This is a genomic window from Lentibacillus kimchii, assembly GCF_042666895.1.
GTDB lineage: Bacteria > Bacillota > Bacilli > Bacillales > Amphibacillaceae > Lentibacillus > Lentibacillus kimchii.
This window is the reverse complement of record NZ_JBHTGR010000005.1, coordinates 241,664-253,354: the sequence shown is the minus strand read 5'-3', so window position 1 is coordinate 253,354 and position 11,691 is coordinate 241,664. Positions and strand designations below refer to the sequence as shown.

General features: G+C 45.6%; 10 protein-coding genes. 5 read left to right on the top strand and 5 right to left on the bottom strand.

Going from position 1 to position 11,691, the window contains the following annotated elements; all coding sequences use genetic code 11:
• The first annotated feature begins 24 nt into the window (after positions 1–24).
• Positions 25–1,821: a M3 family oligoendopeptidase gene (locus ACFQU8_RS04055; protein WP_382357893.1), complete on the top strand. Its 1,797-nt coding sequence runs from the start codon at positions 25–27 to the stop codon at positions 1,819–1,821.
• 51 nt (positions 1,822–1,872) lie between these two features.
• The gene (gene panD / locus ACFQU8_RS04050) at positions 1,873–2,262 is read left to right on the top strand and encodes an aspartate 1-decarboxylase (RefSeq protein ID WP_382357892.1); all 390 of its coding nucleotides are present in this window, start codon (positions 1,873–1,875) and stop codon (positions 2,260–2,262) included.
• A 52-nt stretch (positions 2,263–2,314) separates the two neighbouring features.
• Here the strand turns inward: panD and ACFQU8_RS04045 are convergent, their stop codons facing one another.
• Complete coding sequence (locus tag ACFQU8_RS04045; protein WP_382357891.1) at positions 2,315–2,668, bottom strand: SpoIIAA family protein; 354 nt, start codon at positions 2,666–2,668, stop codon at positions 2,315–2,317.
• A gap of 136 nt (positions 2,669–2,804) precedes the next feature.
• Here ACFQU8_RS04045 and ACFQU8_RS04040 point away from each other — a divergent pair, with 136 nt between their 5' ends.
• From ACFQU8_RS04040 to ACFQU8_RS04030, 3 genes are all read left to right on the top strand, one after another.
• Complete coding sequence (locus tag ACFQU8_RS04040) at positions 2,805–3,737, top strand: aldo/keto reductase (RefSeq protein ID WP_382357890.1); 933 nt, start codon at positions 2,805–2,807, stop codon at positions 3,735–3,737.
• 384 nt (positions 3,738–4,121) lie between these two features.
• Positions 4,122–5,642: a sodium/proline symporter PutP gene (putP, locus tag ACFQU8_RS04035; RefSeq protein WP_382357889.1), complete on the top strand. Its 1,521-nt coding sequence runs from the start codon at positions 4,122–4,124 to the stop codon at positions 5,640–5,642.
• A gap of 157 nt (positions 5,643–5,799) precedes the next feature.
• On the top strand, positions 5,800–6,258 hold the full coding sequence (locus ACFQU8_RS04030) for a small multi-drug export protein (protein ID WP_382357888.1): 459 nt from the start codon (positions 5,800–5,802) through the stop codon (positions 6,256–6,258).
• A 129-nt stretch (positions 6,259–6,387) separates the two neighbouring features.
• Here the strand turns inward: ACFQU8_RS04030 and ACFQU8_RS04025 are convergent, their stop codons facing one another.
• The 4 genes from ACFQU8_RS04025 to ACFQU8_RS04010 form a co-directional block, all read right to left on the bottom strand.
• Positions 6,388–8,145, bottom strand: a complete 1,758-nt coding sequence (locus ACFQU8_RS04025) for a GMC family oxidoreductase (protein WP_382357887.1) — start codon at positions 8,143–8,145, stop codon at positions 6,388–6,390.
• 20 nt (positions 8,146–8,165) lie between these two features.
• Entirely contained in the window at positions 8,166–8,930 is a 765-nt protein-coding gene (locus ACFQU8_RS04020; RefSeq protein ID WP_382357886.1) for a gluconate 2-dehydrogenase subunit 3 family protein, read from the bottom strand.
• A 77-nt stretch (positions 8,931–9,007) separates the two neighbouring features.
• Positions 9,008–10,765, bottom strand: coding sequence for a GMC family oxidoreductase (locus ACFQU8_RS04015; RefSeq protein WP_382357885.1), 1,758 nt, complete (start codon positions 10,763–10,765; stop codon positions 9,008–9,010).
• Between the two features lie 21 nt (positions 10,766–10,786).
• Positions 10,787–11,620 carry a gluconate 2-dehydrogenase subunit 3 family protein gene (locus ACFQU8_RS04010; protein ID WP_382357884.1) on the bottom strand — a complete coding sequence of 278 codons (834 nt, stop codon included), beginning with the start codon at positions 11,618–11,620 and terminating at the stop codon, positions 10,787–10,789.
• Between the last annotated feature and the right edge of the window lie 71 nt (positions 11,621–11,691).

The window sequence follows — 11,691 nt, the reverse complement described above, 5'->3', positions numbered from 1 at the left end:
ACCAATAAGAGGAGGTGACCAGTCATGAATTACCCAGAGACATGGGATCTGGACAGTATTTTTCCAGGGGGAACCAAGTCAGAAGAACTGCAAACCAAGCTATCGGCTATAAAGGAAGACATTACTGTTTATCAGACAATGCTTGATGACTACAGCCTGAGCGATAACCCTGCCGCCGAGTCACTAAAAGTGCTTCTCGGGCAGCAGGAGACGATCGGTAAAGGGATCGGACAGGCTGCGACCTTTGTACAAATGTATCATGATGCGTATATGGATGATGAGCATGCTGATGTCGTAATGGGTCAGATTATGGATTTAGAGAGTGAGATGCAAAAGCTTTCCAATACGTTTACAAAACAATTGGTCGCGATACCAGATGCGGACTGGAACGCATTGCTGGAAGATGAATCACTCAATAAGAGAGCGTTTGCGTTGAATGAGATTCGCAGCAAGGGCGAGCGACTGCTGTCTGACGGTGAGGAAAAACTTATTGCCGACTTGAATCAGGATGGTCTGGCTGGCTGGAGCAATCTTTATGACACGGTTGTTTCACTCATGACGATCCCCTTCACTGATCAAAACGGGGAAACAACGGAATTGTCAGTGGGACAGGCAATGAACCGGATGTATACGGATCCCGATGCTGACGTGCGCAAGCAGTTATTTGATAATTGGGAAGCTGCCTGGAGCAAATACGCGCCGATTTTTGCCGACATCCTTAACCATTTGGATGGCTACCGGCTGACCTTGCAGAAGGCGCATAATCGCGGCAGTCACTTAGAAGAGCCACTGGAGTACAATCGGATGACTAAGGAAACGCTGGATGCCATGTGGACAGCTGTTGAAGAGAACAAGCAGCCGTTTATTGATTTTCTTAACCGCAAGGCAAGCGTCCTCGGTATGGATAAACTCGGCTGGCAGGATGTGGAGGCACCCGTCGCCATTAATGGTGTTCAGCCGATGACGTTCACGTTTGATGAAGCTTGTGAATTTGTAATTAATCATTTCGCCAGCTTTAGTACAAAACTGTCAGCGTTTGCCCGGCATGCACTGGAGAACCGCTGGGTGGAAGCGGAAGACCGGTCGAATAAGCGTCCCGGCGGTTATTGTGCACAGCTCCCGGAGTGGGAAGAGTCACGCATTTTCATGACGTTCACCGGTTCTGCGAGTGATGCAAGCACCCTGGCGCACGAATTAGGGCATGCCTTTCACAGCTATGTCATGAAAGACTTGCCTGCGTTAAATCAGGAATATGCGATGAACGTCGCGGAAACAGCCAGCACATTTGCGGAAACGATTATTACGAATGCAACACTTGCTAAAGCTGAGAGCAAAGATGAGAAAATCACACTGCTGGATACGAAACTGGAAAATGCAACGGCAATGTTTTTAAATATTCATACACGTTTCCTGTTTGAAGATGCTTTTCATACGGAGCGGGCCAAGGGCATTGTCTCGGAAAAGCGCATCAATGAATTAATGGTCAATGCGCAGAAGGAAGCATATGGTGATTCCCTGGCCAGCTATCACCCGCATTTCTGGAGCAGTAAATTGCACTTTTTCTTTGATGATGTGCCATTTTATAATTTCCCTTATACATTTGGCTTTTTATTCAGCCTGGGAATTTATGCGGAATATCTGAAACATCCGGAAGGCTTTGAAGATAAGTATATTGCCCTTTTGCAGGATACAGGCTCGATGACTGTGGAAAATCTCGCTTTCAAGCATTTAGGCGTTGATCTTACCAATAAAGCTTTCTGGGAAGGCGGTATCCGCATCATGGCTGAAGACGCTGAAGAATTTATCAGACTGACGGAATAAATCAGGCGGAGCTGGGTCAAAACGAAAGTCATCAATTAGGAGGTTCTTTTCATGCAACGATTTATGTGTAAAGGAAAAATTCATCGGGCGACCGTCACAGAAGCCGATTTGGATTATGTCGGCAGTGTCACGATTGATCGCAAACTCATGAAAGAAGCCAATATTATACCATATGAAATGGTACAGATCGCCAATATACGGAATGCTGCCAGATGGAAAACGTACGCAATTCCTGGACCGGATGGATCAGGACAGATTTGTCTGAACGGCCCGCCTGCCAATTTGTTTTCAGTCGATGATCTCGTGATTATCTTAAGCCAGGGACTGATGACAGATGAGGAAATCGAGGCGATGAAACCGCGGGTTGTGTTTGTTGATGGGGATAATGAGGTGACCAGCATAGAAGAACATGACCTGAGCTCTGAGGAAGCAGAATTGTAACGCAAGACAGCAGGCACGTGTTTACTTGTACATGTGCCTGCCTTCTGTCAATTTACTCAGAGAGCCATGCTTTAGCATCTTCCTTTTGATCTTTTGTATAGAATTGCAGCGACACGCCTGGCAATAGGCGGTCCAATTTCGAATCCGCCTCCATAAGTTTGCTGTCGGAAACAAGCGCAGCCTTATTGATGCTCGTCAGGTGTTTCATCACTTTTAAATCTTCCAGCAGCCCTTTCAGAGTTATGCCTTCCCAGTTTTCGGTTGTGATCAGCAAGTTAATTTTCTCCGTGTCGGCAACTTGATCCTTAAAGAAATCATCGAGCTTCTGCACATCTTCCTTTGTCAGCTTATTTTGAATGGTAACGTCTACATTGGGACTGTACTCAATATTCGCGTTTTCAATCATTTTTTATCACAAACCTCTCACTTAGGTGTTCACAAGCTGGTCCCCCGCTATTATTTACCATTGCGTCATGTTTTATAAACAGAGAAAAGTGGAAGATCCTATTGACGGATGATTTATTAAAAAAGGAGTTATTCATATGGATCAGCAAGTTCAATTGGGTCAATCTGGCATCCGTGTGTATCCAGTAGGTGTTGGTACGAATGCGGTTGGCGGTCATAATATATATCCGAATATGCTTGATGAAGAAGAAGGAAAAGCATTGGTTCGCGAAGCTGTCGGGAATGGCATGAATATGCTGGATACGGCTTATATTTATGGCAAAGGACGTTCCGAGGAGCTGATCGGCGAGACTCTGAAAGACTTTAAGCGGGACGATGTCGTTCTGGCAACTAAAGGAGCGCACGAATTTGTTGGCGACGATGTTGTGATGAATAATCATCCAAAATTTTTGAAGCAGCAGGTCGAGAATAGCCTGCGACGTCTGCAGACAGATTATATTGACTTATTCTACATCCATTTCCCTGATGAGGACACACCGAAATATGAAGCAGTTGGCGCATTAAAAGAATTGCGCGATGAGGGGAAAATCCGCTCCATCGGGGTATCCAACTTTTCTCTGGATGACCTGAAGGAAGCTAATCAGGATGGTTATGTTGATGTCGTTCAGGGTGAGTATAATTTACTGAACCGTGATGCTGAAACAGCAATGCTGCCATATACAGCCGAAAATGGCATGACGTTTATCCCTTATTTTCCGCTGGAGTCCGGTCTGCTGACAGGAAAATACGATAGCACGTCCACCTTTACAGACATCCGTGCCAGCAAGCCGAGCTTCCAGGGTGAAACATTTCAGGAAAATATTAAAAAAGTGGACAAGCTGCGTGACATCGCAAATGACTATGGCGAAGAGGTAGCGCATATTGTTCTTGCCTGGTATTTTTCCCGGCCATCACTGGATGTTGTGATTCCCGGCGCAAAACGGGCTAACCAAGTGCGTGCTAATAAACGTGCAGGCGAGATCCAGCTCACCCAGGAAACCATTGATACGATCGACCGTTTGTTCAGTTAATTGACGCGTACACATACTATTAAGCCAGGCGCATAGAATTGTTATATGTGCCTGGCTTAATCTACCTTTGGGTTTAGTCAAAAAGGACTGATATGATTCGTTTGAACAAAAAAAGCTTCGAGTAGTGACGTGTTTTAAATGTTTTTTGAAAAGTTTGACATTACAAGGTCTAATATTTTTCATTTAACTGATTATTGCACAACTTACCAAACCTATGCTATTTTTTTATTGAAGCGGAAATCTTATAATTTCTAAAAATGAAAGGGGTTGCAATATGGAATACGCTATATCTGGAGCAACATGGTTTTGGATATTTGTCCCTATGCCATTGTTGATAATACTGTCTATCATAACTTTATTTGGAAGTAAAAGGAGGGATTAAACGTGGAAACGTCAACATTGATAACGTTTATTGTTTATCTGATCTTTTTACTTATCATCGGTGTTGTCATGTATCGCCGTACAAGCGATTTATCGGATTACGTTCTTGGCGGTCGGAAACTTGGACCCGGTGTCGCAGCGTTAAGTGCAGGCGCCTCGGACATGAGTGGGTGGCTGCTTTTGGGCCTGCCGGGAGCGATTTATGCGTCCGGATTATCTGAAGCTTGGATGGCAATTGGACTCTCAACGGGTGCTTATCTTAACTGGCAATTTGTTGCCAAGCGTCTGCGCGTTTATACAGAGGTCTCCAATAACTCAATTACTATCCCGGATTTTTTGGCTAATCGTTTCAAAGATAAGTCGCATTTATTAAGAGTGATTTCGGCACTTGTTATTTTATTGTTTTTTCTATTTTATACATCCTCCGGTATGGTAGCAGGCGCCAAATTATTTGAAGCGTCTTTTGGTTTGCCGTATCATGCAGCTCTGCTGATCGGTGCGCTGGTTGTCGTTTCGTATACGTTATTTGGCGGCTTTCTGGCAGTAGCCTGGACAGATTTTATCCAGGGAATCCTGATGTTCCTTGCTCTCATTGTCGTCCCCATCGTAGCTTTAAATCAAATGGGCGGCTGGAATGAAGCAGTTCAGGCTGTTGGAGAGATTAACCCAGACCATTTGAACATGATTCAGGGTGTGGGTGTTATTGCTATTTTATCATCGCTCGCCTGGGGGCTGGGTTATTTTGGTCAACCGCATATCATTGTACGTTTTATGGCATTAAAATCGCCCAAAGATGTTAAGAAGGCTAGATTTATTGGGACGACATGGATGGTTCTGGGTTTGTATGGTTCGATCTTTGTCGGTTTTATTGGCCTTGCCTTCATCAGTACTCAGGACGTATCGGTGCTGAGTCAGTTGGGGATTGAAATAACGACAGAGGACGGACTGCAGGTTCTCGGCGATCCGGAAAAAATCTTTATCGCTTTTTCCCAAATATTATTTAATCCGGTTGTGGCTGGTGTTCTGATTGCTGGTATTTTATCTTCTATTATGAGTACCGTTGACTCTCAGCTGCTTGTTTCGTCGTCAGCTGTAGCTGAAGACTTTTATAAGGCTATTTTCCGCAGAAATGCAAGTGATAAAGAGCTCGTCTGGGTTGGCCGGCTAGCTACATTGCTCATTGCACTGTTTGCCGTATTGATTGCTATCAATCCGGATAGTTCCGTACTTGATCTGGTCAGTTATGCCTGGGCTGGATTTGGCGCCGCATTTGGCCCTATTATTCTTCTGGCTTTGTTTTGGAAGCGAGCGACACGTACCGGTGCTGTTGCGGGGATTCTGACAGGTGCTTTGACAGTTATCGTCTGGGGTGACCTTCTGGAAGGCGGTCTGTTTGACTTATACGAGATCTTTCCAGGCTTCATCCTGAATCTTGTTGTAACGATTGTTGTCAGTCTGTTCACAACCCCTGATCCAGAGATTGAACGGGAATATAATCAGACTCTGGAGAAACTAAACGACTAGGACGGAAAACTATCAGTCAGCTCAAGTGCCTGTTGCCCGGTACTTGAGCTTTTTTTTATCGTGATTAGTATCTGAAATAATCGCCAGCCGTACCGCTATACTTCCCTGCAATCTTGTTATCGTGTATGATCATGGGAGATAAAATGACGCTAAAAGGGTGAGACTGTTGCTTTATAAGTATTTACTGATTTTTTTAGGGGCAGCGGTGCCTTGGCTGGAAGTGATTGTGGTTGTGCCAATCGGTATTGTCTGGGGAATGATGCCATTTTTAGTTATGCTGGTAGCATTTGCGGGCAATATGTTATCAGTGCTTGTTGTCATTTTTGGATTTGATAAATTAAAACGCTGGTATGTCAGACGTCGTGAGGCAAAAGGAAAACAATCTTCAAAGGGCAGTCTCAGAGCGGTAAGGTTTTTTCAGAAATATGGCGTTCCCGGCCTTGCATTACTGGGACCATTTTTAATCGGTACCCATATCTCAGCCTTTATTGGCATGGCTCTGGGTGCATCCAAACGAGCGATGAGCCTCTGGATGGGCGCAGGGATTCTGCTATGGATCATCATTATTGGTGTTGCCACAGCACTCGGATTTGATTTTTTTACGAAAGATTTTTAGCGATGACAACTGCCTCATTGTTTAATTCGGTGTGCTCTATGTTTTATATGGGGCATCCCCTAGTGTCAACATCAAAACAGCTGACTCTGAAGACAGAATCAGCTGCTTTGCCTTATCGGCACCATGTGATTAGACGCGCCGGGTTTCCTGTTTGCCGTACGTTACCAGACCGCCATCCTGCAGATACTTGTCCATGCCTTCTGCCGCACGATAGGCAAATGCGCCAATCGTTTCAGTCGGGTTGTAGTTGCTGTTATGCGGGAAGGACGAACCGCCGATTACGAATAAGTTTTCCATATCCCACATTTGCGAGTATGTGTTAACAGCGGATGTGTCAGGATCATCGCCCATCATCACACCGCCCAGGAAGTGATCGGTGTAAAATTTATGATCAAATGTAGCGTCATCCGCCACCCCGTCCGTGTCAATAATGTCGGCACCCATTTCCTTCATAATCTCACCGCATTTATCCACGCCATGCTGCGCGCGCTTCCGATCCTGCTCATCATATTGCACAGTCACACGCAGAAGCGGGTTGCCCAATGCATCTTTATACGTCGGATCAAGATCCATATACGTGTATCGGTTGGGCAAAAAGCCTGTCTGCGGGGTAATGAATAAGTTGCGATTGTGATAAAACAGATTTTTGTCTTTAAATTCTTTACCCCATGCTGGTGTTCCTCGCGGGACTACATTATGGGCAATCGGCCGTTTGCCCAGCTGGAAATAGTGGACTTCATACCCATGCAGAAAATCAACATCCGAGTGATCCATATTATCACCGGAGAAATCATCGATCGTTGCGCCAAGGGCACCGGCTCCCATGGCCAGGTTAAACTTCTTATCTTTGAAAAAGCCGCGCGCCCCAATATAGGTGGACAAATTGTTGAAATGACCTGTAAAGTTTTTACCGATAATGCCTTCCTGCGTATCTGGATTATACGGTTTGCCAATATCCGACATCAATAATAGTTTATTATTCGTAAAGGTGAAACCAGCCAGTACGACGAGATCGGCAGGCTGGATGTATTCATCACCGCTCGCGTTATCAACGTATTTTAACCCGGTTGCTTTGTTACCATCGTGGATGACTTCGGTAACCGTGGATTCATTGCGAATTTCAAAGTTCCCGGATTTTTTAGCTGTTTCCAGAACCGTAACAATCGGATCGGATTTAGCGCCAAAATCACAGCCATATTCTTCGCAGAATGCGCAATACATGCACGCATTAATGGTCTCGCCATCCGGATTTTTATACTGCTCGGTCACGTTGGCGGATGGCAGATGGTAGGGATGATAGCCGAGATTTTTGGTCGCTTCTTTAAAGAGATTAATGGACATGGTATTTTTCATCGGCGGGTTCGGATACTTATCGGAACGTTCAGGCCCGATGGGATTTTCCTCACCGGAAATGCCAGCCATCTTTTCGAACTTGTCATAATAGGGTTCGAGTTCATCATACGTTATGCCCCAATCCTTAATGGTACAGTCTTTCGGAATCTTCTCTTTCCCGTACTTTTCAACCGTTTTACTGTATATTTCAAAATCATAGGGCAGCCAGCGGAAACTGACACCATTCCAGTGTACGCCTGCACCGCCTGTGTCCGTTCCGAGCCGTGCATCTGAATTGTTTCGGACAGGGCGGGCCGTGTTGTCTATATGACTCCTGGCAGTTACGGTTTCCTTGGATAAATCCTGCATCAATTCATAGCGAATTGAATATTTCAGTTCGTCTTTGGTACCGACAAAGTCATCTTTTGTTTGTTTTTTGCCTCGTTCCAGTGAGACGACCTGATAGTCTTTTTTTGTCAGCTCAGCAGCGGCAATACCGCCAGCCCAGCCAGTGCCGACAATGACAGCATCAACTTTTTCTAACTCTTGAGCCATCTATTTCACCTCCGCGGTTATTAACTGTTCTTTTGATAATCCGTCAGGCTGACAGGTTCCATATCGACAAATTCATCTTTCTCAATGACATTTCTATAAGAGGTTTGAGCGCCCGGAAAATCCTTCATGCGCCAGCCATCCATATTTTTGTTTCCCCCGTATAACGGATCGCAGAAGGCGCCTTCCTGTGTTGCCTGTTTTAACAGAGCGAAGAAGCCATCTGAGGGAACGGTATTCATCTCGATTTTACCGTCCTCCAAGTCGCTCATAATCTCGCTTTTTTGATCATCATTGGCCTGGTCAAATGTGGTATCAAACCGTTTCTGACTTGTCCTGTTCATTTGCCGCAAGCCTTCTAAGAAGATTTTACCGCGATTTTCCCTGGCGTAGTCCGCTTTGCTATCAGACTCGAGATTATCATGTTGTTTGGCGAAAGGCCCTCGTCGGTAATCGTCACCATTGATGCCCCAACTGCCGGCGAGCTGCCTGTCGATGTAGTAAGGCACATCCAGTTCAATCGCACCTGGACCGTTATCATCCTTTGGAAAAATGAGCTCAGTCGCCTGTTCCAGCACGACGAAATCTTCAAATCGGTTAAAAAACATCCGTGCCCGGTCCGGCTGTCTATTGTCAGTCTGTTTGCTCTCTTTTTCCGTGTCTTCTGATATGAATTGATCAGTCAGAAATCCACCCAGCAGTGAGCCGCCGACAACACCGCCGGCTGCAATGCCTGTATTCTTAAGAAATTTCCGGCGTCCCGGATCTTCTGTATTTTTGTCCGCCATGTGAATCACCTTCTTTTCACGCTTTATAGTCAGTATTTTCCTGTAACTGATTTTCTATACAGGTGTTCCGCTAACTGTTAAGCATATCTGGTTTTCTGTGTGCCATGTACCAGCATGCCGCCATCACCCTGCAAGTACTGATCCATACCTTCTGCAGCGCGGTAAGCCAGTGCGCCAACGGTTTCAGTCGGATTGTAATTGCTGAAGTGAGGGAACGATGACGCGCCGACAACAAACAGGTTTTCCATATCCCACATTTGGGAGTAGTTGTTGACAGCAGATGTTTTCGGATCATCACCCATAATCACGCCACCGCCAAAGTGCCCGGTTGTATAGGAATTATTGAACGATACATCATCCGCAATCTCATCAGGCTCAATAGTGTCCGCGCCCATTTTCTTCATAATGTCCTGGCATTTTTTCACGGCATAGCGATTGAGCTGACGATCCTGATCGGTATACTGATACGTCACACGGAGCAACGGATTGCCGTAAGCATCATCGTATGTGGGATCCAGGTCCAAATAATTAAATGTCCATGGCAATGACCCGGCAAGGGCGTTCACATATAAATTGCGGTTCGTGTAAAACAGGGATTGATCTTTAAAGGATTCACCCCATGATTCAACATCGCTGGGAACGGCGTTATTTTCTATCGGGCGATTACCAGTGGTTTGTATTTGGATCTCAAACCCATGCAGAAAATCCAAATCGCTGTGATCAATATTATCGCCGCTGAAATCGTCAATCGTAGCCCCCAGCGCTCCGGCTCCAGCAAAGTTATTAAACTTTTTGTCATCGAAAAAGCCACGTGCGCCAAGGTACGTAATATTATTAAAATGACCCGTAAAGTTCTTTCCGATAATACCTGTACCGTTCTCAGGATCGTAGGGTTCGGCGATGTCTGACAACAGCAAGAGACGTGTGTTCGTGAAAACAAATCCGGCCAGTACAACAATATCTGCCGGCTGTTTGTATTCCTGGCCGGTCGAGGTATCGATATACTGCAGGCCAGTCGCGCGATTGCCGTCATGGAGCACTTTCGTGACAGAGGCTTGATTGCGGAGTTCATAGTTTCCTGTTTTTTGCGCTGTCGGCAGAACAGTGACAATCGGATCAGCTTTAGCGCCGAAATCACAGCCATATGTTTCACAAAAGGCACAATACACACAGGCATTAATGGTCTGGCCGTCGGGATTTTTATATTGCTGTGTCACATTAGCCGACGGAATATGGTAGGGGTGGTATCCCAGCTCCTCTGTACTGTCTTTAAACAGGCGAATTTGTGGTGTATCTTTCATAGGCGGATTCGGGTAATCATTTGAGCGCTTGGGACCAATCGGATTGGGTTCACCGGATATGCCCGCCATTTTCTCGTACTGGCCATAATAGGGTTCCAGTTCATCATAAGTGATACCCCAATCCTGCAGTGTCATATCGTCAGGGATTTTGTTCTTGCCGTATCGATCAACTGTCTGACTGTAAATTTCAAAGTCGTAAGGCAGGAAGCGAAAATTAACGCCATTCCAGTGTACCCCGGCCCCACCGGTATCTTTGCCGAACAGGGCATTCTCGTTATTCCGGACGGGAAGAGCTGTCTGATCAGAAGAACCTCTGGATGTGATGGTTTCCTCCGTCAGATCCTGCATCATTTCATACCGTCGGGAAAAGCGCAGCTCATCTTTTGTGCCTATGTAGTCTTCCTGCTGTTTCTTTTTGCCGCGTTCCAAACCGACCACCTGATAGCCTTTTTTGGAAAGTTCCGCAGCGATAATACCGCCGGCCCAGCCGGCACCGACAATGACAGCGTCCACTTTATCTTTCGTTTTTACCATGGTGATGCCTCCCTGGAGATCTTAGTGTCCCTGATAGTTGTTCAGACTAACAGGTTTTAAATCTGCAAATTCATCCTGTTCGATGACGTTGGCATAAGACGTTTGCGCACCAGGAAATTCTTTCATTTTCCAGCCTTGCATGTTCTTATTGCCGCCATGCATTGGATCCGAATAAGCCCCTTCTAGTGTTGCCTGCCGCAGCAGGATAAAGAAGTTTTCAGCTGCCACACCGTTCATGGCAATCGTGCCTTTTTGGATATCTTTTATTATCGCAATTTGCTGATCTTTATCGGCCTTATCAAAGGATGTCTCAAAACGTTTCTGACTGACATGATTCATTTTGCGTATGCCTTCCAGAAAAATGTCACCGCGTGTCAGTCTGGATTGATGGCGCTGATTCTCTGTTTCCAGCTTTTTATCCTGTCCTTGGGCACCTTGAGGATTGGGCGGCAGACTTTCTTGTTCTTTTCCTTTAACATTCTCGACCGCTTCATATTTGATAAAAGGTGCCTGCCGGTAATCTTTGGCGTTCATGCCCCAGGATCCGGCCAATTGACGATCAATAAAGTAGGGGACATCAAGGTCGATCGCACCAGGTCCGTTTTTATCTTTGGGAAAAATGCGCTCGGTAGCTGCTTTCAGCACTGCAAAATCCTCAGGCCGATAAAAGAATTGCTGGGCTTGCTGGAAGCTTGATTCATTATTCTCAGTTTCTTTTTGGGTCGACTCGTTATCTGTGAATTGGGTCGTCAGAAATCCACCCAGCAGTGAGCCGCCGACGACACCACCGGCTGCAATGCCTGTGTTCTTGAGAAATTTCCGACGTCCCGGATTTTCTGTATCCTTATCCGCCATATAGATCACCTTCTTTGATACTAGTCATTTATAGTTATTTCCATAAAATGAATCTATATACGGAATTTCAA

Bases quoted from the DNA above. Each gene is read 5' to 3' on its own strand.
- ACFQU8_RS04015 (WP_382357885.1), bottom strand. From the start codon at position 10,765: ATGGTAAAAACGAAAGATAAAGTGGACGCTGTCATTGTCGGTGCCGGC.
- ACFQU8_RS04025 (WP_382357887.1), bottom strand. From the start codon at position 8,145: ATGGCTCAAGAGTTAGAAAAAGTTGATGCTGTCATTGTCGGCACTGGC.
- ACFQU8_RS04055 (WP_382357893.1), top strand. From the start codon at position 25: ATGAATTACCCAGAGACATGGGATCTGGACAGTATTTTTCCAGGGGGA.
- ACFQU8_RS04040 (WP_382357890.1), top strand. From the start codon at position 2,805: ATGGATCAGCAAGTTCAATTGGGTCAATCTGGCATCCGTGTGTATCCA.
- ACFQU8_RS04020 (WP_382357886.1), bottom strand. From the start codon at position 8,930: ATGGCGGACAAAAATACAGAAGATCCGGGACGCCGGAAATTTCTTAAG.
- ACFQU8_RS04045 (WP_382357891.1), bottom strand. From the start codon at position 2,668: ATGATTGAAAACGCGAATATTGAGTACAGTCCCAATGTAGACGTTACC.
- ACFQU8_RS04010 (WP_382357884.1), bottom strand. From the start codon at position 11,620: ATGGCGGATAAGGATACAGAAAATCCGGGACGTCGGAAATTTCTCAAG.
- panD (WP_382357892.1), top strand. From the start codon at position 1,873: ATGCAACGATTTATGTGTAAAGGAAAAATTCATCGGGCGACCGTCACA.